This window comes from Xenorhabdus bakwenae (assembly GCF_030272115.1).
GTDB classification, from domain to species: Bacteria; Pseudomonadota; Gammaproteobacteria; order Enterobacterales; family Enterobacteriaceae; genus Xenorhabdus; species Xenorhabdus bakwenae.
Genome location: NZ_CP119194.1, coordinates 837,392 through 861,883, shown reverse-complemented (window position 1 = coordinate 861,883; position 24,492 = coordinate 837,392). Strand labels below are relative to the sequence as shown.

The window sequence follows — 24,492 nt, the reverse complement described above, 5'->3', positions numbered from 1 at the left end:
GTGATGTGGCTGCGGCACTACGTAGAAAGGAGATGAAAGATGGATAAACTTTTAAACGCAAAACAAGTATGTAAAGCAATGTCGATAAGCAAGCCGACTCTGTATAGAAAGATTAAGTCTGGACAGATACCAGAGCCTCTCAAGGATGGAAGATACTCAAAATGGAAAGAGAGCGACATAACTCACTATATCAACTCTCTATCCAGGGGCTTCTTAGCTGAGCCGGTTAAAAAGAAATCAACTATTGATGATTTCAAGTAACACATTTGTCCACTCTGCCATCATGTCTCTCCTCTCTCTCATGTATTCAGCGTGATTATATGCGGCTATTGACTTGTTTGTTTCTGAGTGTGATAGCTGCTTCTCTATAAGTTCGCTTCTAAATCCCATTTCATAAAGCATTGTTGATGCAGTGGCCCTAAAGTCATGGCATGTTATATCCCCACTTTTAAACCCTAGGTTCTCTATTGCTCTGTTTGGGGTTGATTTGCTTATCTTCCCTCCGTTAGTTCCCTGAAACACTAAATCGATATTTTCGCTTTTAGTATATCTTCTTGAATCTGTCATTAACGATAAGACGTAATCAGAAAGCGGGACTATGTGTAACTTTCCCATCTTCATTCTATCCTCACTTATAATCCACGTCTTATTCTCCATGTCAATCTCACTCCATAGAGCACCTCTTAACTCCGATTGCCTAACGAACAAAAAAGGGAGAATTTTGAGGAATAATTTTACCACTGAAGTTGATTTTGATTTCTCAAGTCTTTCAAAATAGAGTTTTATCTCTTCTCTTGATAGGCATCTGGAGTGATTTGTTTTTGGGGTTATTATTGACCCAAGTAATGCGCTGGCAGGATCAAATTCAGCTCGTAAAGTTGATACTGCATACCGGAAAATAGAGGAGCATATCATTCTGACCTTTACTGCTGATGAGGGGGAGCCATTGGACTCGATACGCTTTAGTACTACAAGTATATCTCTGGATGTTATGTCTTTGATTGGTTTATCGCCAAAAATTGGGTAGCAATTATTGAACAAAAAACTTCTGTAGATTCGAATTGTAGATTCGTTTAATGTCTTTTCTTTTCTTTCTAGCCACTCTATAGATATCGATTTAAACGTATTTAATCTATCTTCATCAAGTAATTTCTTATTGGATTTTTTAACTGCTGTTGGATTTAACCCTTTCTTTACCTGCTGTCTAGCCCATTCAGCTTCTTTCCTCGCCTCGGCAAGGCTTACGTATGGATACTCGCCAATCGTATATCTTCCATCCTTAGTTGGTGTCACCCAAAATCTATATCTCCAGAATTTTGAGCCGGAGGGTCTGATCTCTATGTATAACCCCTTTTCGTCTGTTAGGTTGTACGGCCTATCCTTTGGCTTTGCGTTTCGTACTTTTATATCTGTTAAGGGCATAGCAGGACTCCAAACAAGATTTAGTTGTCCTGTAAGTTGTCCTGTTTTTTGTGATATGTCAAGACACCACTTAACACTACAAGAGACTAAAGCCAATAATTTTAAATAAAAAAATCAAACCATTGATACCCAGCGACATCATCTGATATTAAGATTGTTTTTCTGCAATAAAAAGACGCATGGAATTATTCAAAAACTTCAATGAGTGTTCCACCTGAGCCTGGCTCAGTCAGTTCACCAATAGCAAAAAAATCAATGTCGTGGCTTCGTGCAACGGCTTTCGCCTCTTCCACGGCATCCGGCAAAATTGCCAGCAATAAACCACCCGAAGTTTGTGGGTCACACAGGAGATAACGTTGACAGGGAATCATCTTTCCAATTAAGTGCCCAGCGCTGTCAAAGTTGCGTCCCGTGCCTCCAGGTACACAACCTTTTTCGATATAAACATCAACATCTGACAATCTCGGAATTTGTGAAAATTTGACTTTCGCCTGAACGCCAGAATCTCCACAAATTTCACTCAAATGCCCTAACAGACCGGAGCCTGTTACATCCGTCATAGCTGTAACACCCTCAATTCCTGCAAAATCTGTCCCCGCTTTATTCAACTGGCACATCGTTTCTTTCGCTTGAGTCAGACGGATTTTAGTTGACATGAGTCGCTCCAGTTAAGAAGTTGCTGACAAATTAGAAATAACTGACAAAATTCGTCAAATCGGGTGTTGCGACTTTTGCAGGTGCCCTGAGTTCTGGGGTTCCTAAGTAAAGGAATCCAACAATTTTGTCATTTTCCTCACATCCCAAGCCCGCTCTGACAATGGGATCTTCTGTCCATGAGCCTGAACGCCATATACCGCCAAAACCTTGGGTGACTGCGGCCATTTGCATTGCGTGAACAGCACACCCCGCAGCAACGACTTGTTCCCATGCCGGAACTTTTGCATGTTCAACGACCTTAGCGATAACGGTAATAATCATTGGTGCCCGGTAAGGGGCATTTTTTGCTTTCTCCTCAACTTCCTTGCCCATTCCGCCTTCAATTGCGGCTTTTTCAAGGAGATTACTGAATTTATCTATACCTTCCCCTTCCATCACAATAAAATGCCAAGGACGCAAAGCCCCATGGTCAGGCGCTCTCATTCCAGCGGCTAAAATATGTTGCAATTCAATATCTTTTGGTACGGGGGTTGTTAAGCGTGAAACTGAACGACGATTTAACAAAAGTTCCAAAGCATTCATTATTTTCTCCTAAAGTAAGATAATCTGTCTCAGACCGACATTCTCTGTTTATTCGTTAATGAATGAAAGCACATAAACTGTTTTTTCAATCAATAACATGATTTCCAGCTGACATTTTCAAGCAGGATGATTAGGATAACCCTATTTGATACCCTGACCGGAGAACAATATGCGCAAATTATGGCACTTCACGGCAGCATTATTTAAATGGAGCTGGAAACTCCTAAATTTTGTTCGCCAATTTATTTTCAATCTTATTTTTATTCTGTTGATTGTTGTTGTCGTTGTTGGCGTCATCGTTTACCAACAACAATCCAAACTTGACGATAACTATCACGGGGCATTGTATGTTAACTTATCCGGGATTGTTCTTGATCGCGTAACTGATCGCAGTCCATTTGAACAATTCGCCAAAAATCTTTTGGGTCCATCCAATAGCAATGACAAAGAAACCTCTGTGTTTGACATTGTTGACAGCATTCGCCGCGCAAAAAACGATCCCAAAATTACTGGCATGGTATTAAAGCTGGATGATTTTATCGGTACAAACCAGACCTCTATGAGATATCTTGGCAAAGCCATCAACGAATTTAAAGCGGCAGGCAAACCTGTTTTTGCGATTGGCGATTCTTATAGCCAATCACAATATTATTTAGCCAGCTATGCCAATGAAATCTCTCTCTCTCCATTAGGCTCTGTTGATATCCATGGTTTCTCCACCAACCAGTTATATTACAAATCATTGTTAGATACACTGAAAGTGTCTACCCATATTTTCCGTGTAGGTACTTATAAATCAGCCGTCGAACCTATGTTACGTGACGATATGTCAAAAGAAGCTCGTGCATCTGACAGCCTCTGGCTCAACGAACTGTGGAACGATTATTTAAATACCATCGCAGTTAACCGGCATATCCCTGCTGATCAGGTCTTCCCCGGCACCACAAACTTTATCGAGAAATTCCGTAAAGCAGGCGGAGACGCTTCACTGTATGCGTACCAAAACAAACTGGTGGACTATATTGAGCCACGCAGTGTCGTTGAAAAGAAAATGCAGGAAAAATTTGGTTGGAATAAGGAACAAAAACATTTCAATTACATCAGTATCTATAACTACATTGACCAAAAACCAATACAAAACACAAATAATAAAGGCAACATTGCTGTTATTGTTGCGGAAGGGGCAATTTTAGACGGCAAACAATCACCGGGTATCGTTGGCAGCGACACCCTTGTTGAACAACTGCGCGAAGCGCACCATAACCCCAATATCAAAGCGATCGTATTACGAGTAAACAGCCCAGGTGGCAGTATCGGGGCGTCTGAAATTATTCGCAATGAGTTAGCCGCAATCCGGGATGACAAAACCGGAAATGCGAAACCCATCGTCGTTTCAATGGGGGGATTGACTGCTTCAGGCGGTTACTGGATATCAACTCCAGCTAACTATATTATTGCTGATCCGAGTACCTTAACAGGCTCGATTGGTGTTTTTGGTGTCATTCTAACCGTTGAGAAGAGCCTCAATTACGTTGGTGTGAATACCGATGGGGTTTCAACAACACCATTAGCCGATATTTCTGCAACTAAAGGTATCAACCAGACATTCTCAGATGTCATGCAACTCGCTATTGAAAATGGTTACAGTAAGTTTATCGGGCTAGTTGCAAACTCTCGTAATAAATCTTTAGACGAGATCAATGACGTCGCTCAGGGGCGTGTCTGGAGTGGCATTGATGCCAAAAAGCATGGTTTGGTCGATCAGCTGGGTGATTTTGATGACGCCGTTAAAAAAGCCGCTGAACTGGCAAAGATCAAAGATGTATCACTGGACTGGATGCAGCCTGAACTTTCATTCTCGGAAAAATTCATGCGGGGAATGACTTCATCAGCACAAGCACTATTACCAAATACTTTGCAGTCAATGTTGCCGGCTCCATTTGCCGAAGTCGCTCAAGATGTGAAAAAACAAGCTACATTTTATAACAATATGAAAGATCCGCAAAATATCTACACATTCTGTCTGAATTGTGTCGATATCCGTTAAAATAATTGACTAAGTTTTCAACAAATTTAAAGCCTGATGTCACCATCAGGCTTTTTTTATTCTTGATACTCCCTATAATCCGGCTAAATGTTTTTATTGAGGTGTTACCATGCAGAAGAAATCGATCTATGTTGTTTACACTGGCGGTACTATTGGGATGCAACATTCCCCCAATGGATACATTCCCGTTTCCGGTCATTTACAGCAACAACTTGCTAAAATGCCAGAATTTCACCGTCCAGAAATGCCGACATTCACGATCCGTGAACACCAACCCTTGATTGATTCTTCTGATATGAGTCCTGACGACTGGAACACTATCGCAAATGATATTTATCAGAATTATCATGACTATGATGGCTTTGTTATTCTGCACGGTACGGATACCATGGCTTTCACGGCATCAGCACTCTCCTTCCTGTGTAAAAACCTGAATAAGCCCATTATTGTGACAGGGTCACAAATTCCGCTGGAAGCCTTGCGTTCCGATGGGCAAACCAATCTCCTTAATGCACTGTATCTCGCAGCAAATTACCCTATTAACGAAGTCAGTTTGTTTTTTAACAATAAGTTATTTCGTGGCAATAGAACAATTAAAGCCCATGCAGATGGCTTCAATGCTTTTTCATCCCCGAACTGCCCCCCACTGATGGAAGCCGGAATAAATATTCGCACTTTCAAAACAAATCCTATACCTGTTAGTCAAGGCGAATTCTTTGTAAATCCAATCAAATCGCAACCAATTGGTGTCGTGACCATCTATCCGGGATTATCCAGTCAGGTGGTAGAAAATATTCTGATGCAACCCGTCAAGGCATTGATTTTACGCTCATACGGTGTTGGCAATGCTCCGCAACGCGTTGATTTATTGCAAACGCTAAAGACAGCAACGGAACGAGGCATTATTGTGGTTAATTTGACACAATGCATTTCTGGCCGAGTCAACATGGGAGGTTATGCGACGGGTCATTCTCTGGCTGCATCAGGTGTTATCAGCGGCTATGACATGACTTTCGAGGCAGCTTTAACAAAATTGCACTATTTACTGAGTCAATCTTATCCCCCTGAAGAGATCCGCGACTTGATGCAACAAAATCTGCGGGGAGAATTGAGTTACGCTGATGAATAACAAATAGATAAGTCGAGAAATATGATGAAAACAGTATTATTACTTATCGATCTGCAAAATGACTTTTGTACCGGAGGAGCACTGGCAGTCAAAGATAGCGACGCAGTGATTGAGACAGCAAATGATGTGATTGCGCTATGCCAGGAAAACAATATCCCGGTCATCGCAACTCAGGATTGGCACCCTGCTAACCATATGAGTTTTGCAGAAAACTCAGGAAAAAAAGTAGGTACATTAGGAAAACTCAATGGTATTCCTCAAGTATGGTGGCCGAATCATTGTATACAAGGAGAGTTTGGTGCAGAGTTTCATGCTTTGTTAAATCAATCTGCTATTCAAGAAATTTTCCGTAAAGGTGAAAACCCCCAGATAGATAGCTATAGTGCATTCTTCGATAATGACCATAATAGTAAAACCCGCCTGGATGCATGGTTAACAGAACAAAATATACAACGCCTGCTTATCATGGGTATCGCCACTGATTACTGCGTAAAATTTACTGTACTTGATGCCCTGACACTAGGTTATGAAACCTATGTTATTGTTGATGGCTGCCGGGGTGTTAATATCCAGAAAGAGGATAGCCAGCGGGCATTTGAAGAAATGGCCAGAAAAGGGGCCAAGTTAGTTCCACAAAATGAAATTATATCTATTTTATGACCTAATCCATTACTACAGCAGCCCTAACCATTAATAAAATTAATTTATAAACTAAAAAGAACCTCGTCCTTAACAAAAAACAGGACGAGGTTCTCAATTCATGCCATTTCAATCTTCCGACTGGGGTTTTAATTTTGCGACCATGTCAGACTGAAATATCGCCTTTAACTCCTGTTTACTTTTTATGGTAATTTGGCCGTCTGTGCCAATCGTCATATGTTCAGGATCATGATTATGTTTTGCTTGCCAGAGCATCACCGCCTGTAAACTGTATTCTTTCTGTTCTGGTGTGAGCGGTACACCATCCTGCCATTTTCCCAGTTCAACAGCCTGAATTAATCGCTGATAAATTTCAGGCGTCATGGCGGAGAGTAAATCATCCAACTTCATCGAAATTTCCTTACTTAATGGCTATGTGCTCTATTTCACTACATATACTACATATCTTACTTGTAGGGCTGTAAGCCAACATGAGTATGAATCATATATTGACCTTAAGAACAGTTAAAAATATTTTATCAAAAAAAGCTGAACCGTTTCTTTTTAACTCATAAAGCCAAAATCTCATTTAAATTCAGAATATTCAAACGTAACATTAACCTGTCGTTTCTTCGCCTGTTTCTTTATCAACAAAACACAGCGCTGCTGAATTAATACAAAAACGTTCTCCTGTCGGTTTGGGACCATCGGGAAAGATATGCCCCAAATGTGCCTGGCATTGGCTACAACGCACCTCTATCCGATGCATATTATGAGAATAATCATCAATATATGTAACAGAACCATCACGAATCGGTTGGTAGAAGCTCGGCCATCCACATCCCGAATCAAATTTCGTATCAGAAACAAATAATGGCTGGCGGCAACACAGGCAATAATAAATACCATTTTTTTTGTTATGGAGTAATTTTCCTGAAAACGGCGGCTCAGTACCTGCTTCTTGCGTAACATAGCGCTGTATTTTACTAAGCTGTTTTATAGAAAGGGAAATATTTTGACTTTTAGTCATAATGATCACCTTTTAAGGTCAATATTTTCAATAAAATATCATCGGAAACAACCCAAAATTAACATCAAAATGTCAAAATGCATTCTAACCCATCCAACATAGCAATTTACTTTACTAATTGTGATAAGTCTCACATAACTAACCAATGGTAACTTTAAATATCTCCTTATACCCCGATAATGGTGTACGTAGAGCTTGCTCCAGCTGTATAACAATCGTCTGAATAGTGATTATTAAATTGATCTTTTTCAATTGTTGACACGATTCCGCTTGACGGCTGGCAAGATTTTGGTAACTTTAGAAACAACTTTTAATTCACTAAAAAATAGCTGGTGGAATACTATGACTATCAAAGTAGGTATTAACGGTTTTGGTCGTATCGGCCGTATTGTTTTCCGTGCTGCTCAAGAGCGCTCAGACATTGAAATCGTTGCGATCAATGATCTGTTGGATGCAGAATACATGGCATACATGCTGAAATACGATTCAACCCACGGCCGCTTTAACGGCACTGTTGAAGTTAAAGACGGTCAATTGGTTGTTAACGGCAAAACCATCCGTGTGACATCTGAAAGAGACCCAGCTAACCTGAAATGGAACGAAGTCGGTGCTGATGTTGTTGCAGAAGCAACGGGTATTTTCCTGACCGACGAAACTGCACGTAAGCATATCGCGGCTGGCGCGAAAAAAAGTTGTTCTGACCGGTCCATCCAAAGACAATACGCCAATGTTCGTTATGGGTGTCAACCACCGTGCCTACGCAGGCCAGGATATCGTTTCCAACGCGTCCTGTACCACTAACTGTCTGGCTCCACTGGCTAAAGTTATTAATGACAAATTCGGTATCATTGAAGGTCTGATGACGACAGTTCACGCAACAACCGCTACCCAGAAAACGGTTGATGGTCCTTCAGCAAAAGACTGGCGTGGTGGCCGTGGTGCAGCACAGAACATCATCCCCTCTTCCACTGGCGCAGCAAAAGCAGTAGGCAAAGTTATCCCTGAACTGAACGGCAAGCTGACCGGCATGTCTTTCCGTGTTCCTACTCCTAACGTATCTGTTGTTGACCTGACTGTACGTCTGGCTAAACCAGCAACTTATGCAGAAATCTGTAACGCGATTAAAGAAGCGGCAGAAGGCGAACTGAAAGGCATTCTGGGCTATACTGAAGATGACGTGGTTTCCACTGATTTCAACGGCGAAAAACTGACTTCTGTATTTGATGCAAAAGCAGGTATCGCGCTGAACGATAACTTTGTAAAACTGGTTTCCTGGTATGACAACGAAACCGGTTATTCCAATAAAGTGCTGGATCTGATCGCTCACATCTCCAAATAATCGAGCTTTTATCCACTTTCAAAAGCCATCTGTTTTCAGGTGGCTTTTATGTTTATATAACTAAAATATTGAGATATTCTTATTCCTTAGTTCAACTGCCAATTTAAGTGTACATAAGGTCATGACTGATGCTTGATAAAATTTTCTCATTACCGATTGTAGAACAGCTCTCCCCTTATATTAGCCAGCGAAACATTGATGGTTTTCCGTTAATTGTTGTCTCCCATCCTAAAGCTCGCGGCGTGATCAGCCTTCAAGGTGCACACCTGATTACCTGGCAACCCAATAACGAAAAACCCGTATTATGGGTCAGTGATAACACGCTTTTCAGCGCAGGTACTGCTATTCGTGGTGGTATTCCCATCTGTTGGCCTTGGTTTGGTGCGTTTGCAGCGCCCAGTCATGGATTTGCACGGATACTCCCCTGGGAACTCAAAGCTCATGATGAGAATGAAAATGGCGTTATTTTGACATTCACATTGCAGGATAACGCATATACCCGTAAGTTATGGCCACATGAATTCACGCTGATTGCCCGCTTTAAATTGGGGGAAACTTGCGAAATAGAATTAGAACCCCACGGTGAATATCAAGCCACGTGTGCTCTTCACTCATACTTCAATGTGAGTGACATCAATCAAATTCAGATTAGCGGGCTTGGTTCACATTTTATTGATACTCTCACCGAGAGTGAGCAATATATTGATGAAGATTTAGTCTTCCGCGGGAGAACAGACCGAATTTATACCAAACCAGACGATTTTAACCTGCTCAGAGATCCGCTATGGAAACGAACAATTGAAATACACCACTATCACCATAGCGAAGTCGTCTGCTGGAATCCTGGCGCTGCACTTTCCAGTAGTATGAAAGATATGAGCAAAGAAGGTTATAAGAATATGGCGTGTATCGAAACTGCACGTATCAATAACCCATTGCAGCCTAAGAATGGCAACCCTGACAGACTTTCTGTCATGATCCGCTGCCGTAAGTTTGCAGATAATAATCAATCAAGTGGGATATAGAACAGGCATTTATTCCAAAACCAAGATAAAAATGCCTGAATTATTAAAAATAGAAAGGATTAAACCACAGTGACAGGAACGCGCTTCGCTAAAGCACACAAAAGCTCATAACCAATGGTTCCTGCCGGGTTTGCGACTTCATCTACGGGTAGATTTTCTCCCCACAACTCGGCAATGCTGCCTATGTTTGCCTGAGGACACGGAGTCAAATCAACCGTCATCATGTCCATTGATATAGCCCCCAATAACCGGGTACGAACACCATCAACCATAATAGGTGTTCCCGTTGGGGCATGCCGCGGATATCCATCCGCATAACCACAGGCAACTGTACCGACTCGCATGGGTTTTTGGGTTGTATAGCGGCTGCCATAGCCAATTTCTTTTCCCTCGGGAAGCTCATGTACTGCAATGATTTCACTTTGTAGCGTCATGGCTGGTTTCAACCCAATATCGGCAACATCACACCACTTTCCACTCGGAGACACGCCATAAAGAATAATACCTGGTCGTACCCAATCTTTATGTGTTTTCGGATGCCACAACACAGCACCAGAATTCGCCAGACAATGAGGCAGTGAATTCATTTGCAAACATTCAACAACCGCGAATTGTTCATCAATACCCATTTCATTATCCGAATTGGCAAAATGGGTCATTAAAGTCACTGACTTAATATTTTTAACCTTTCTCGCCATTGAAACTATCTGTGGATACTCTTTTTGGATGAATCCCAACCGATTCATGCCACTATTGAGTTTCAAATAGATATCAATAGGCGTATCCAATTTGGCTTTTCCTATCTCATCAAGCTGCCAATGACTATGTACTACGGTTGTCAGGCGGTATTTATTGATAATCTGTAAATCGGCGGGCTTGAAAAAACCCTCCAATAGCAAGATTGGCCCTTGCCATCCCTGCTCCCTTAAATAAATAGCTTCATTCATGTCAAGCAGTGCAAATCCATCTGTCTGCATGAGTGATTGCCATATTCTGTCCAATCCATGCCCATACGCATCCGCTTTTACTACCGACCAAATTTTACTGTTACCCACCATTTGACGAATAACAGACAGATTATGGCGAAATGCATCGAGATGGATCGTTGCCAAAATAGGACGTGGCATGACGACCCCTTCTTATAGTTTATGCCGTGTGTAAATGAGGCTTCATTGGAAACACTTTTATATTGAAGCCATCAATGTATCTGGATACAGAGAGATCATCTGCCGCAATATCGGGCTTTTTGCCTGAAATTAAATCAGACAGTAACTTCCCTGAACCACAGGCCATCGTCCAACCTAGTGTTCCATGTCCTGTATTTAAATAAAGATTCGCATATTTGGTTGGCCCAACAATAGGAGTACCGTCCGGGGTCATAGGACGCAAACCTGTCCAGAATGAGGCCTCCGTAATATTGCCACCATTATGGTATAGATCCTGTACAACCATTTTTAATGTTTCACAACGATTCTGGAGGACATTCAAATTAAATCCAACCACTTCCGCCATACCACCAACGCGAATACGATTATCAAAACGCGTAATGGCAATCTTGTAAGTTTCATCCAGCACAGTTGAGACAGGTGCTTTTGATTCGTCCATGATCGGCATTGTTAATGAATAACCTTTCAGCGGATAAACCGGAATTTTAACCCGTTCTTTTAATATTTCAGTGGAATAAGATCCCATCGCTACCACATAGTGATCCGCCGTCATGATGCCATCATCACATTGAATACCCGTGACTTTATTTCCATCCACCAAAATCTGTTTAACCCGCTTGTTGAATACAAACTGCACACCAATATCTTCTGCCATTTTGGCCAGAGTTTTGGTAAAAAGTTGACAATCACCCGTTTCATCATTCGGTAATTGCAACCCGCCTGTCAGTTTATGGGAAGCATTGGCAAGCGCTGGCTCCACTGTCGCCAATTGCCCGGCAGTCAATAACCGATAAGAAACCCCCTCTTGCTCTAACACTTTGATATCGTTGGCTGCATTATCAAATTGCTTGGTGGTCCTGAACAATTGCAGAGTTCCTCCCTGGCGCCCTTCATATTGGATCCCCGTATCGGCCCTTAATTGTTTAATACAATCCCGACTATATTCTGCCAAGCGTACCATTCTGCTTTTATTCATCGCGTAATGGTCTGCATCACAATTACGCAGCATTTGCCACATCCAACGTAACTGAAACAGGGAACCATCAGGGCGAATAGCTAAAGGCGCGTGACGTTGAAACACCCACTTTATTGCTTTTAGTGGGATACCTGGAGCCCCCCAAGGGGTCGCATACCCTGGTGAGATTTGACCGGCATTGGCGGCACTAGTTTCTTCTGCGGCACTGTTCTGGCGATCAATTACGGTAACTTCATGGCCTGCTTGTGCAAGATACCATGCGCTGGTTACGCCAATAACACCGCTGCCTAAAATAAGGACCTTCATTTTACCCCCTACTGGCAAGTGATGCCCGCAAGCATAATATGCTAAACATAAAAAGCCAATACAGAATAATAGACCATGACGCAATTAATTAACTTTTAGGATTTAAGTCACATTTACATTACGAAATACAAAAAGACATTTCTTCAACAAATTTAGAGTTTCAATATAAATTCATATAAATCAAATCGTTAAAAAAGATAAAAATACTATTTATCCCTTCATTTCTTACTTATTAAAGTGTTTTTTATGGCAAAAAATAAACATTGCATTCACAATGCTAGAATTTATAAAACTCCAGACAAATGAAAATTTTTGGAATTTTATCTAACATCGTTATTAATTAAGTAGAATAATAATTTAAAAAACTGCATTACACAGTTGGACGTGTTTCTAAATAGCACACACGTGTTAAGTGATGATCAGAGAAATGCCCCAGAAACATAGATAATGATGCATCATATAATTGCATATTATATGACCTAATCATGAGATAACTACATCACTGGGGTAAATAAATGTAACCAATCGCGAGGCAAACAAAAAACGAAGAGTTTAACCAACTTAAGACGTGTTTCTGTTAATTCGTTGATCTTTCTGTCAATTCATTGATCATAATACTTTGCATACTATGCCAGATAATGCCACTCTCTTTACCATAATTACGCACACAACCCATGATCTTGTCATAGGCTTTTTCCCGGCATAATAAACTTAACTGCTGGTAGAAATTCAACGCTAAATTACGTGCTTCAGGACTGGAGAAATAATAACGACCAACACGGGTATACAACCCTTTCAGCCCGTTAATAATCAAACCGTAAATTGGGTTTCCTGACGCAAAAGCCAGACCACGAAAAATATCATAGTCCACAGAACTGAAAGCTTCAGCGGTATCTTCCACGTTTTCTTTTTCCGCCAGAATTTCCAATGATTTTTCAGGATTGTTCTTAAATGCCGTACGGATAAAGATAGCGGCAATATTGGTTCGCACAGCTAATAAGTTGTCAATCAACTGGGGAACGCGATCATGATCAAGACGCGCCAAAGTTTCCAGAATATTAAGACCGGATGTTTCCCAGAAATTATTAACCTTGGTTGGTTTACCATGCTGAATAGTCAACCAACCATCACGGGCAAGGCGCTGCAATACTTCACGCAAGGTCGTGCGGGTGACACCGATCAATTCAGATAATTCACGTTCTGCTGGCAGTATGGAGCCGGGTGGAAAGCGATTATTCCAAATACTTTCAATGAGATACTCTTCCGCGAAACTCGCAGGACTTTGAGCCTTAATTACCATAATTTTAATTATTCCAAAGCAGTTTTCTTGGCTAATAATAGCGGTTGATGATACCAGAATGTACTTGCCCGACATAGTTACCTGGTAAATAAACCGTGAAAGAGTGAAAGGGTTCATAAAAAATGCGATCATTGGTAGATTAATTATTCGCTAATGCCCTTAAATTGCTATCGCATTGAGCGTACAATACCGCTCCGATATGTTTCTATAGTGGTCGTTTTGATTTATCGCTACTTAGATTTTTTCTACATATCCACAAAGAGGAATATTAATAATAATGGAAATCAGTCTCCAACGCGCAGTGGTGAAGAACTTTCTCGGCAATTCGCCGGATTGGTACAAACTGGCTATCATTGTTTTTCTGATTATCAATCCACTGGTCTACTTCTTTATCAACCCTTTTGTTGCTGGCTGGATGCTCGTCGTTGAGTTTATCTTCACACTAGCAATGGCATTAAAATGTTATCCTCTGCAACCTGGAGGATTACTCGCTATTGAAGCAGTCATCATTGGAATGACTTCGCCAAAACAAATAGGTCATGAAATTGCCAACAATCTGGAAGTCATTTTATTGCTGATTTTCATGGTTGCGGGCATTTACTTCATGAAACAATTATTGCTGTTTGTTTTTACAAAGCTGCTACTGAGTATCCGCTCCAAGAAAATGCTGGCACTGGCATTCTGTCTGGCGAGTGCTTTCTTATCCGCTTTCCTTGATGCCCTGACTGTAATTGCTGTTGTCATCAGTGTTTCAATCGGGTTTTACGCCATCTATCACCGATTCCTTTCCCACAACGGCAGTTCTGAACTGAATGATGATAAGTACATTGACAGTGAGGATAAAAGACAGACGCTGGAACAGTTCCGGGCATTCCTGCGCAGTCTGATGATGCATGCGGGGGTTGGTACTGCACTGGGCGGCGTGATGACTATGGTTGGTGAACCCCAAAACCTGATTATTGCCAAACATGTTGATTGGGATTTTGTCACATTCTTTATTCGTATGTCGCCAGTCACCATTCCTGTGTTTATTTGTGGCTTGCTGGTCTGTTTGCTGGTTGAACATTTTAAATTATTCGGTTACGGTGCTGAATTGCCTGAGCGTGTTCGCTCTGTTCTGGAAAATTACGACCAAAAAGCCAGTGAAAAACGTACCCGCCAAGAAAAAGCCCAGCTTGCTATTCAAGTATTAATCGGCATCTGGCTGATTGCCGCCCTGGCTTTTCATTTGGCTGAAGTGGGTTTGATTGGCCTATCAGTCATTATTTTAGCGACTGCATTCTGTGGTATTACCGAAGAACATGCGTTAGGTAAAGCATTTGAGGAAGCCTTACCGTTTACTGCCCTGTTGACCGTGTTTTTCTCTGTGGTTGCCGTCATTGTTGACCAACAACTGTTTACGCCATTTATTCAATTTGTCTTGCAGTCTTCACCCGCTTCACAGCTTTCCTTATTCTACTTATTCAACGGATTGCTCTCCACGGTTTCTGATAACGTTTTCGTCGGTACGGTTTACATTAATGAAGCGCTGAACGCCCTGAAAAGTGGCCTGATTTCACAACAGCAATACGAGTATTTGGCCGTTGCTATCAATACAGGAACTAACTTACCATCCGTAGCAACCCCTAATGGACAGGCCGCTTTTCTGTTCCTGCTAACGTCTGCCTTATCTCCATTGATCCGTCTCTCTTATGGTCGCATGGTAATAATGGCCTTGCCTTATACCGTTGTGATGACACTAGTGGGTCTGTTGTGTGTTGAATTCTGGTTAGTGCCAGCCACTGAATATCTCATCAAACTTGGTTTGATCACCCCACTATAATTGGAGACTGAATTTATCGTTATATCCTGCCGGATGGTGTGGTTTTGCACAATAACCCCGTTATTTATATTGAAAAGATGGGAAGAAAAAAATGTTTCAATTTTTAAATCAGAGTTCCCAAGGGCGAGGCGCATGGATATTGATGGCGTTGACAGCTCTTATCCTGGAAGCGACAGCACTCTATTTTCAACATGTGATGCAGTTACAGCCTTGCGTAATGTGCATTTATGAGCGTGTTGCGTTGTTTGGTATTCTAGGTGCGGCGCTGCTCGGTGCAATCGCACCTAAAACGCCTTTGCGCTGGTTGGCGATCCTGTTGTGGATTTATAGCGCATGGCAAGGATTACAACTGGCATGGGATCACACCATGATGCAGTTATACCCTTCTCCGTTTAATACTTGTGAATTTCTTGTCCAATTCCCATCTTGGTTACCGTTGAATGATTGGCTACCCTCGGTGTTTCAGGCGTTTGGGGATTGTTCGATGAAACAGTGGGAATTTTTAACGCTGGATATGCCGCAATGGCTAATTGGCATTTTTGCCGCTTATCTGCTGGTGAGTATATTGGTGTTAGTGAGCCAATTTTTTCGGATTCAGGATAGATCTTAAGAGTAAAAATTTGCCCCCAAAGGAGTCGCTAAAGGCTCCTTTAATACCTTTCCTATATTCAGTTCTCTATCACCATAATAAAAAACGCGATCTGGATTGCAGATTATAAATCAGAAAAAACGGAAAGATAAATTTTACTGATTTATAGGCTGAAAAAATGGTAGACTTTTTAAGTCGAAAAAATATTTTATAAAACAGTTAGATAAAATTAGAGTGTTCCCCGTAAGCACGGGGATAAACCGCACGGTAGCCACAACGATTTAGTGTTTCGTTGGTGTTCCTACCAATTAACAACCTTATGCCACACCCGAAATTTCTACTGACTTTCCGCGGTAATACTTTCTTTCAGTAATGTGTGATTCACGGCATATTTTGCTTGCCATGCTTTAGGGTTGATTAAATAATGTTGCCGGAAACGTTTAGAAAAATGACTTGGGCTGGAATAACCCACTGCGGCAGCAACCTCAATGACATTCATCCCTTTCTTCAATAAATCTTCCGCTGTAGTCATACGAACGTTTTCCAGATATTGATGGAAGGTACGGAAAACAACCGCCCGGAATCCCTCTTTTAATTTCCGCTCATTCAACCCCACGGCTCTTGATAACAATTTTATGGTCCAGGGGTAATTATAATCGTTATTAATTATTTTTATCGCATTATAAACAGCACGGCGCTGCAATCCGCTAATTACATTATATTGGCAATCATAAATTTGAGCTGTCATACAAGCGAGTATTTCTAGCGCCTTTGCCTTTAAATAGACCTTTCTGACACTCCCGTTTAATTGACATTCTTCTATTTGATTCACTATCTGCATAAAGGGGGGATAGATAGGGCAAGCCATCATCAAGGCATCACTATAACTCGCGTTTTTCTCAAAACCAGCCGTTAACCTGGTAAACGATGGTAACTCCTGAGCTTCAATTTCGTTCAGAGAAAAACGGATATCGAGAATACGCCAGGTTCCGCAGCCAAAGAAATTCATACCCCGCGTCATCGTAGGCGAATAAAAAAATACCATCGTTCCCGGATTAATATCTAAAACCTCGCCATTCTCAATTGCCATTTTCCCCTTTCCACTGAGAATAAAAGCTATTGACACTGTTGGCGGTCCTTCACAATATTCTGTAAAATCTTGACTTAATTCAAGATGGATACGGTTGATGTGAATTCCATCAGAAAGCTCCTCGGTCAGCAATAAAGGCGTTGTGTTATTTTCCTCTGCTGGCGAATGCCTATTATTGCTATGGCCCGCCGTGAAAATTCCCAATGTCTCGCTATAGATCGTCTTCATGAAATCCTCTGTAAAATTAGCATCAGACACCCATCATTTCAAAAAAAAACGCTTTCCAAAATAAAAACAGCATGTTATGCGTGTTAAAGACATTATTCTTTTATTTTATATAGTTATATACAGATGTGAATATCACGCAATTTATCATTAATGAGAATCATTATCAATAGTACGTATCGCGCTATTTTTGTCCCTATCCCGTTAGCTCTTCTTTTCTATTCCAGTTAATTTCATCAGATATGTTTCCGGGTTTACCACACTTGTTTGGTTTACCACATTTGATCTTTTTAAAACATGATTTGGAAAGGCATAAAGAGTATTTATGAAAAAAAAATATGCGAAAGCGTCTGTCTTATGTTGTCTGATCACACCTGTTGTGACTTGGGCGGAGCCTTCACCCGAAGCCACAGAAGATGTTTTGATTGTGACGGCTAACAAACGAGCAGAAGCATTAAATAAAGTTAATGGCAGCATTTTGGTAAAAACTGGCGAGGAACTTGAGCAAGCGGGTATCACTCAGGTACAGGATCTTGAACGCGCTTTCCCTGGCTTACAAATCCGCTCTCGCGGTAACCGAACCTATTCAGCGACCACAATTCGGGGTATCAGTTCACCCGATTACTATTCACCTTCCATTCGCATTTATGTTGATGGTGTTCCTCAGGATCACCAGTTTCTGACACAAGAGTTAATCAATGTAGAACGTGTAGAATTATTACGTGGTCCACAAGGCACTTTATATGGTGGCAACGCTCAGGCCGGTGTTATCAATATTATCACCCGTTCTCCGAAAGAAGGTCCCTGGCTTAACCTTTCTGGTCATTATTCCAAGTTAAAACAAGGCGGTTCCTTCAGCGGTTCAATGCCGCTTATTGAAGACATGCTTTATGGCAGCATGAGTCTACGCTGGGTAAAAGAGTCAGGACAAATTGATGCACCAAATCGCGGTGATAAAAATATTGATGCCAGCAAAACCTGGCTCGGTAAAGGAAAGCTGACATTTGCACCAGAAGATTCTCCTTTCAGCGCTGAACTTAGCTTTGCTCATGAAGATCTCAATTCACATGAAGAGCTTTATTTAACTGACGAACAGTTCCGGCAGAAAAAATATGATGGCTCTATCCCGGATTTAACACGGCGCGTCAACAGTTATGCCCTCAAAGCGGAATATGATTTTGGCAACAACGTATTAACCAGTGTCACCGCCTATCAGGATCGCGATATTTTCCGTGATTTTATCGGGGGTAAATGGAAAGAAAAACACCACGCCACAACCCAAGAGTTGCGTTTAAATTCCAGCTACTCAAATGGGATTACCCATGTTCTCGGTGGCTGGTTCTCAGATGAAACTAACAAACATTATACTCGCTATAATGACGCACATAACAAAATCAAAGGAAAATCGCTAGCCCTGTTCGGTGAGGTTAAATTACCCATTGCGTCTCAATGGGATCTTACCCTTGGTGGTCGTTTATCACATGAAAAATCCCAGATCAATTATTCAGGATCTGACATCATGAAGATTGACGCTTTTGATAACCAGGTTTCCAGCAACGAATTTATACCTAAAGCAGCTCTGGGCTGGCAATTGACACCTGATAGCCGTTTCTATCTCTCTGCCACCAAAGGATACAAGCCGGGCGGGTTCAACAACATCGTTTCTTCCATCAATAATAGAAAGCCTTATGATACCGAAACCTCAGGCAATTATGAGTTCGGTTGGCATACCTCGTTCTTTAATAACGCAATGACATTAAACAGTGCGGTTTACTACATCCGTTCCAAAGATAAGCAGATCTATGTTGGGCCTATGGGGGGGCAATTTATCCGCAACGCCGGAAAAGCAGAAAGTAAAGGTATTGAACTGAGCAGCCAGATTAAGCCAATGCAAGGGCTTAGACTTTCTCTGGGTGGTAGCATAGGTAAGTCAAATTTCACTGATACAACACGTGGCGTAAGTTATAAAGGCAAACGCCTGCCTTATGCACCCGATGTCATGCTTAATGCAAGTTTCGACTATCTGATTGATCAAACATTGTTACCGGGTAACCTCTATTTCAATGCCGCCACTCGCTATTATTCAAAAAGCTACTTTGATGAAGCGAATACCCTTGAACAAGGGGGATATACTCTCTATGACGCGTCACTCAGTTTAGAAATGGATCATGGCATCAATGTCAAACTTTATGGCGAAAACTTAGGTAACAAACAGTACCGTGTCTCTAGTTTCCAGCTTATGAACGGTACGCACAGCATGATAAGTAAGGGCTTGAATGTGGGGCTGGATGTGAGCGTTGCACTATGATGCACAATACCTCACATCGCCGTCACATCTCGTTACTACTTTTGACTTTGGCGGGTGTTTACACCATCCAAAGTACCATTGGTATGTTAACGTTACAAAGCATGCCGGCATTTCTACGCAACCACGGTGTTACCCCAGATAAGATAGGGTTACTCTATCTATTGATGCTACCTTGGGCATTTAAATTCCTCTGGGCTTCCGTTGTAGAACGCTATCGCAAATCAGGTTCGGGGGATACTCACCCCCGCCGTCTCATGCTCTGCGGCAATCTGTTAATTGTCCTGCTTTTTGGTTCAATATCATTGGCAAAACCTGCTGAACATATGCCGCTCATTATCGCGGCTCTGTTTCTGATTACGCTGTGCCTGACTGTGGTAGATACCACCACGGATGGTCATGCTATTGACCGATTATCACCACAGCATCGCCCCTGGAGCAACGTCATGCAGGTTGGGGGCAGTTATCTGGGGGCTATGATCGGCAGCGGCCTGTTTTTATATCTTACTTCACTGTATGGCTGGCACATTGGTGCAGGCATGTTAGCTATAGCGATCCTATTAATGTCGCTGCCTGTCTTGTTCATTCGGAAAACGCAGGGGCAGGTAGAATCAAATGGGTCAAAAACGCCAAGTACAGCATCTTCAAATCTATCTCAAAAACCATCGCTAAAGGATGCATTACGCCGTACTCCGGTTAAACAAGCGCTGATGTTAATACTGTTGTGTATGATTGGGACACGCCTGTCACTCGGTATGCTCTCCCCATTTTTAGTCGATCGCGGCGTAGACTTGACCCAATTAGGCATCATTGCTGCCAGTGGGGGGGCATTAGCCGGTTTATCCGGTGTCCTGCTTGGTGGCATCGTGGTACGTAAGTTAGGTGCCGTCCAGACATTATTGGCGGTAATGCTGCTTGAATGTCTGGTATTAGTCAGTATTTTTTGGCTTGCCCAACAACCAGAAACTCCCCTATCCCTGCTTTCAGCCGCATACGTTTTTATTACGTTAATCACCGCCACCAAATTTGTTGCCCTGTATACCCAAATGATGTCTCTGGCGGCCGGCATACAGTCTGGTGTGGATTTTGCGTTGATGCAATCCGCAGATATGAGCATTGCGATCATCTGTTCAATACTGGGTGGATTGATTGTGACCAAAGCAAGCTATGCCTCTCTTTTCGCGCTTGCATCACTCTTCACCCTCGCAGGCTTGTTCTGGACATTACGTAAGCGCCACGATTTCCAAAAGGAAAACACCTATGCTCAGTAATGACCCTTCTGTTCAAAACTCTCCCGAGCAGCGTGCGGCTGACGCCGGTGTCATTAAGACATTGTGGGCGATGATGCGCCCATACCGCACGCTGAGTTATGTTGCCATTGCACTGGCGGTTGTTTCCGCAGGCTTGCAAATACTGCCGGCGGCAATTGCCGGTCTGATTACCCAATCTCTCTATGACGGGCAATATGACGCCTTACTGAATTACGGCATCATGTTATTAAGCTTTACCTTTGCCGCTATGCTGACTTTCAGTGGTTCAACGTTTGTCTCCCATTTGATCGCTGCCGATGTTCAGGCTGATATTCGTCGTCATATCAGCAATAAATTGAAGTCTGTTCCCTTGGGCTTCTTTATGCAGACTGACAGCACTGAAATAAAGAAGATGATGCTAGATGACGTCGAACAGCTTGAAGATGGTATTGCCCACATTATTCCAGAAATGTCAGCAACCTTGTTCGGCCCATTGATTGCATTGGGTGTGATGTCAGCCATTGACTGGCGATTAGCATTGGCCGCTTTCGCCCCAACATTGGGTGCCTGTTTATTATTCATCTATATTCAGATGAAAGTTCAAACTACGACTCAGCGTTTTTACGCCGCCCAAAATCGTATTGCTTCGACAATGGGTGAAGTTATCAACGCAATTCCTGTAGTGAAAACCTATTCAGGCGGCAATATTGCACTACAGCGAGCGGAAGACGCATTTACCGCGCTGACACGAATTATTGATGTTTGGATTGAGAAAGTGCAGGTTAAATCCAGCCGGTTTTTTGTGCTGTCCAGTGCTAATTTGCTGTTTGTCCTCCCTTTAGCGATCGGGTTATTTAACCGACAAGAGATCACTTTATTTGAGTTCACTTTCTTTATTCTGGCTGCTATGGCATTCGGCAATATTGCGTCATCCATGTTCTCTGTGATGACACGTTTGCAGCAGCAAGAGGCGTTAATCACACGTTATCGCTGGCTAATGAATCAACCTGAATTAGCGCCATGTACCCAAAACCAGGCTCCTGCCGATCATACTGTGACTTTGCATAATGTCAGCTTTTCCTATCAGGATAAGCAGGACAATGCCTTAAATAACCTCTCATTTTCCGTCCCTGCCGGCAGTTCACTCGCTCTGGTCGGCGCCAGTGGTTCTGGTAAATCCACGATAGCCAGCTTGATTGCCCGTCTTTGGGACCCTCAACAAGGCAAAATTACTGTTGGGGGGGTTGATATCCGCAACATGGATGAACCCACGCTGCGTAATAACATCTCTTTTGTGTTCCAGCGGGTGTTTCTGTTCAACGATACGATAGCCAATAATATCCGCCTGGCCCGTCCTGATGCTTCACAAACAGAAGTTGAAGCGGCGGCCATCGCAGCACAAGCCCATCAATTCATCCAACAGTTACCACAAGGCTACAACACCGTGATTAACCACGGTATCAGCTTGTCTGTAGGAGAAAAACAGCGTATCGCCGTTGCCGCCGCTATCCTGAAAAACGCCCCCATTCTTGTATTGGATGAAGCCACCGCCTATGCCGATCCCGAGTGTGAAAAAGAGATGCAACAAGCACTCAATGCGTTATGCCGCAATAAGACAGTAATTGTTATCGCCCATCGTCTGCCAACCATCCGTCACCTTGATCAAATACTGGTTCTGGATAAAGGACGCATCGTTGAGCAAGGCACCCATGATGAACTGGTTGCACAGCAAGGCGCGTATGCCAAACAGTGGGCAGCCTGGCGGGGAGAAAAGACCGGAACAGGAGTAAATTAATCATGGGATTATTTCATCGTCTCCAACAACATCTGTCTGCAAAGCTACAACGGGTCTGGTTTGGCGGGTTGTTATATAAACAACTTGATACCATTGCGATTATGGCTCAACTGGCTATCGCCGCCTGGGCTATCACTCATCTGGAGGAAAATCATCTGCAAGAAAGCGGCAACGCTATGCTGCCACTTATCACGCTGACACTATTAGTTGTTTTACTGTTGCTGCGGTTCGCTTTCATGTCTCGCGCATTACGTAAACTCACCATTGCCGCTTATGGACTGGGAATAGAAATCCGTCGCGCTTTGCTACAACGGCTTGTCAGTATGTCCGTAGCGACAATTCGCGGATTAAGTGCCGGAAAAATAGCCCTGACGTTATCCGAAGATGTGCAATGGCAGGAAAATCAATCAGCCTATACCACCCCACAAATCACCTGCCAGATTATGATGCTGGCGCTTATCTATCTGACTTTATTCTGGTTCGACTGGGTAGTTGCGGGCTGTGCCCTGTTAGTCTTGATGGTTGGATTACTGATCCTGGGGGGTATCCGGCAAAAACTCAATGAAATACTGCGGCGTCGGGCAGCGATGATGGCTGATGTCTCCGAATCAATCGTAGAATATGCTCAGGGCATGGCTTTTATTCGCGCAGCGGCTGCGACCACAACGGTAGAACAACGTTTTGACCGGGAAATTGAACAACTACGTGCCGCATTCCGCCGTGGCATATTCAAAAGCATACCGTTGCTGAGTCTGTTCTACATCATTATTGATACCAGCGTGGTGGTTGGCATTCTGGCGGGAGCTTTACGCTTTAATGAAGCACTCACTCTTCCTGAGATGCTGATCACTATTCTATTGTTGTTCGCCACGATTACCCCTTTACGCGGGATCATTCCCCTGCTCAACGTGACCGCATTGACACAAGTCGGTGAAACACATATTGCAGAAATAGAAGCGATTGCAACGCAAACTTCCGGGCCATTAGCCGCACCAAATAAATATGATGTTGAAGTTAACAACATCTCATTTAGCTACCCGGGTACTCACCAGCCCGCTATCCAGAACGTGTCATTTTATGCACCACAAGGCAGTATGACCGCGATTGTGGGGCCAAGTGGCAGTGGTAAATCCACGCTGGCCTACTTATTACTCGCTTTCTATCAACTGGATAAAGGTGAAATCCGTTTGGGTGGAAACCCTATTCATCATTACCAGACTCAAGCGCTGTACGACACCGTCACAATGGTATTCCAGGAAACCGCACTCTTTCAGGATACTGTCGCCAACAATCTCCGTCTGGGTGATCCAAATGCGACACCGTCAGCGCTGGAACAGGCTGCCCGCCTCGCCAGAATTCACGATACGATTATGGCATTACCGCAAGGGTACGATACACCTTTAGGTGTGGATGGCGGTACGTTGTCTGGCGGGGAGCGCCAACGGCTCGCCATTGCGCGCGCGATCCTAAAACAGTCCCCGGTGCTATTCCTGGACGAGGCAACTGCATCACTGGATCCCGAAAATGAGCAATTGATACAAGAAGCCTTTGATTCTCTCACTCAGAATAAAACCGTTTTTGTTATCGCTCATCGTCTGAGCACGATAACCCGTGCTGATCAAATATTGGTCATGGATCATGGAACCCTCTGTGATAGCGGTACACATGATGAATTACTGAAACGTTGTCCACTTTACCAATCCCTTTGGAAAAATCACCTTGGCTCAGAAGAGCATTGGCACTTACATCCCAGTATTCACTTAAATAAGGTGTAACACTTCCAATTGATTTATCAGGT

General features: G+C 42.8%; 19 protein-coding genes and 2 pseudogenes. 12 read left to right on the top strand and 9 right to left on the bottom strand.

Features of this window, described 5'->3' with window-relative positions; genetic code table 11:
• Positions 1–39 precede the first annotated feature (39 nt).
• Positions 40–261: a helix-turn-helix transcriptional regulator gene (locus PXH59_RS04885; RefSeq protein WP_285810585.1), complete on the top strand. Its 222-nt coding sequence runs from the start codon at positions 40–42 to the stop codon at positions 259–261.
• On the opposite strand, the gene PXH59_RS04880 is transcribed toward PXH59_RS04885, so the two are convergent.
• From PXH59_RS04880 to PXH59_RS04870, 3 genes and pseudogenes are all read right to left on the bottom strand, one after another.
• Positions 238–1,422 carry a tyrosine-type recombinase/integrase gene (locus tag PXH59_RS04880; protein ID WP_285810584.1) on the bottom strand — a complete coding sequence of 395 codons (1,185 nt, stop codon included), beginning with the start codon at positions 1,420–1,422 and terminating at the stop codon, positions 238–240. The genes PXH59_RS04885 and PXH59_RS04880 overlap by 24 nt on opposite strands.
• Positions 1,423–1,607: 185 nt before the next feature.
• Positions 1,608–2,051, bottom strand: a pseudogene (locus tag PXH59_RS04875) (AIR synthase-related protein); the annotation flags it as partial.
• Between the two features lie 58 nt (positions 2,052–2,109).
• The gene (locus PXH59_RS04870; protein WP_047769793.1) at positions 2,110–2,661 is read right to left on the bottom strand and encodes an NAD(P)H nitroreductase; all 552 of its coding nucleotides are present in this window, start codon (positions 2,659–2,661) and stop codon (positions 2,110–2,112) included.
• Positions 2,662–2,830: 169 nt separating this feature from the next.
• On the opposite strand from PXH59_RS04870, the gene sppA reads away from it, so the two are divergent.
• The 3 genes from sppA to pncA all read left to right on the top strand — a co-directional run bounded on the left by sppA (position 2,831) and on the right by pncA (position 6,497).
• Positions 2,831–4,708 carry a signal peptide peptidase SppA gene (sppA, locus tag PXH59_RS04865; RefSeq protein WP_285810583.1) on the top strand — a complete coding sequence of 626 codons (1,878 nt, stop codon included), beginning with the start codon at positions 2,831–2,833 and terminating at the stop codon, positions 4,706–4,708.
• Between the two features lie 109 nt (positions 4,709–4,817).
• Positions 4,818–5,837, top strand: a complete 1,020-nt coding sequence (gene ansA / locus PXH59_RS04860) for an asparaginase (protein ID WP_285810582.1) — start codon at positions 4,818–4,820, stop codon at positions 5,835–5,837.
• A gap of 24 nt (positions 5,838–5,861) precedes the next feature.
• On the top strand, positions 5,862–6,497 hold the full coding sequence (gene pncA / locus PXH59_RS04855) for a bifunctional nicotinamidase/pyrazinamidase (protein ID WP_285811636.1): 636 nt from the start codon (positions 5,862–5,864) through the stop codon (positions 6,495–6,497).
• A 108-nt stretch (positions 6,498–6,605) separates the two neighbouring features.
• On the opposite strand, the gene PXH59_RS04850 is transcribed toward pncA, so the two are convergent.
• Together PXH59_RS04850 and msrB are read right to left on the bottom strand one after the other, a co-directional pair.
• A complete protein-coding gene (locus PXH59_RS04850) occupies positions 6,606–6,887 on the bottom strand; it encodes a YeaC family protein (protein ID WP_047769800.1) in 282 nt (93 codons plus the stop codon).
• 205 nt (positions 6,888–7,092) lie between these two features.
• On the bottom strand, positions 7,093–7,506 hold the full coding sequence (gene msrB / locus PXH59_RS04845; RefSeq protein WP_285810581.1) for a peptide-methionine (R)-S-oxide reductase MsrB: 414 nt from the start codon (positions 7,504–7,506) through the stop codon (positions 7,093–7,095).
• A 342-nt stretch (positions 7,507–7,848) separates the two neighbouring features.
• On the opposite strand from msrB, the pseudogene gapA reads away from it, so the two are divergent.
• Positions 7,849–8,845: pseudogene (gene gapA / locus PXH59_RS04840) on the top strand (glyceraldehyde-3-phosphate dehydrogenase).
• 128 nt (positions 8,846–8,973) lie between these two features.
• The gene (locus PXH59_RS04835; protein WP_047769806.1) at positions 8,974–9,870 is read left to right on the top strand and encodes a D-hexose-6-phosphate mutarotase; all 897 of its coding nucleotides are present in this window, start codon (positions 8,974–8,976) and stop codon (positions 9,868–9,870) included.
• A 59-nt stretch (positions 9,871–9,929) separates the two neighbouring features.
• On the opposite strand, the gene alr is transcribed toward PXH59_RS04835, so the two are convergent.
• From alr to fadR, 3 genes are all read right to left on the bottom strand, one after another.
• Positions 9,930–10,997, bottom strand: coding sequence for an alanine racemase (gene alr, locus PXH59_RS04830; protein ID WP_285810580.1), 1,068 nt, complete (start codon positions 10,995–10,997; stop codon positions 9,930–9,932).
• 19 nt (positions 10,998–11,016) lie between these two features.
• Complete coding sequence (locus PXH59_RS04825) at positions 11,017–12,318, bottom strand: D-amino acid dehydrogenase (RefSeq protein ID WP_285810579.1); 1,302 nt, start codon at positions 12,316–12,318, stop codon at positions 11,017–11,019.
• 577 nt (positions 12,319–12,895) lie between these two features.
• On the bottom strand, positions 12,896–13,618 hold the full coding sequence (fadR, locus tag PXH59_RS04820; protein ID WP_047769895.1) for a fatty acid metabolism transcriptional regulator FadR: 723 nt from the start codon (positions 13,616–13,618) through the stop codon (positions 12,896–12,898).
• Positions 13,619–13,895: 277 nt separating this feature from the next.
• Here fadR and nhaB point away from each other — a divergent pair, with 277 nt between their 5' ends.
• Positions 13,896–15,440: a sodium/proton antiporter NhaB gene (gene nhaB, locus PXH59_RS04815; protein WP_285810578.1), complete on the top strand. Its 1,545-nt coding sequence runs from the start codon at positions 13,896–13,898 to the stop codon at positions 15,438–15,440.
• 91 nt (positions 15,441–15,531) lie between these two features.
• On the top strand, positions 15,532–16,050 hold the full coding sequence (gene dsbB / locus PXH59_RS04810; protein ID WP_047769897.1) for a disulfide bond formation protein DsbB: 519 nt from the start codon (positions 15,532–15,534) through the stop codon (positions 16,048–16,050).
• Between the two features lie 316 nt (positions 16,051–16,366).
• Here dsbB and PXH59_RS04805 read toward each other — a convergent pair whose 3' ends face one another.
• On the bottom strand, positions 16,367–17,347 hold the full coding sequence (locus PXH59_RS04805) for a helix-turn-helix domain-containing protein (protein WP_285810577.1): 981 nt from the start codon (positions 17,345–17,347) through the stop codon (positions 16,367–16,369).
• Between the two features lie 322 nt (positions 17,348–17,669).
• On the opposite strand from PXH59_RS04805, the gene PXH59_RS04800 reads away from it, so the two are divergent.
• The 4 genes from PXH59_RS04800 to PXH59_RS04785 are packed head-to-tail and all read left to right on the top strand — an operon-like array spanning position 17,670 to position 24,469.
• Positions 17,670–19,652 (top strand): TonB-dependent receptor, encoded by a 1,983-nt coding sequence (locus tag PXH59_RS04800; protein WP_285810576.1) that lies wholly within the window; start codon positions 17,670–17,672, stop codon positions 19,650–19,652.
• Positions 19,649–20,920 carry an MFS transporter gene (locus tag PXH59_RS04795; protein WP_285810575.1) on the top strand — a complete coding sequence of 424 codons (1,272 nt, stop codon included), beginning with the start codon at positions 19,649–19,651 and terminating at the stop codon, positions 20,918–20,920. Before PXH59_RS04800 ends, PXH59_RS04795 begins: the two co-directional genes overlap by 4 nt.
• Positions 20,910–22,694: an ABC transporter ATP-binding protein gene (locus tag PXH59_RS04790; protein ID WP_285810574.1), complete on the top strand. Its 1,785-nt coding sequence runs from the start codon at positions 20,910–20,912 to the stop codon at positions 22,692–22,694. Before PXH59_RS04795 ends, PXH59_RS04790 begins: the two co-directional genes overlap by 11 nt.
• Positions 22,695–22,696: 2 nt before the next feature.
• Positions 22,697–24,469 carry an ABC transporter ATP-binding protein gene (locus PXH59_RS04785; RefSeq protein WP_285810573.1) on the top strand — a complete coding sequence of 591 codons (1,773 nt, stop codon included), beginning with the start codon at positions 22,697–22,699 and terminating at the stop codon, positions 24,467–24,469.
• Positions 24,470–24,492 lie beyond the last annotated feature (23 nt).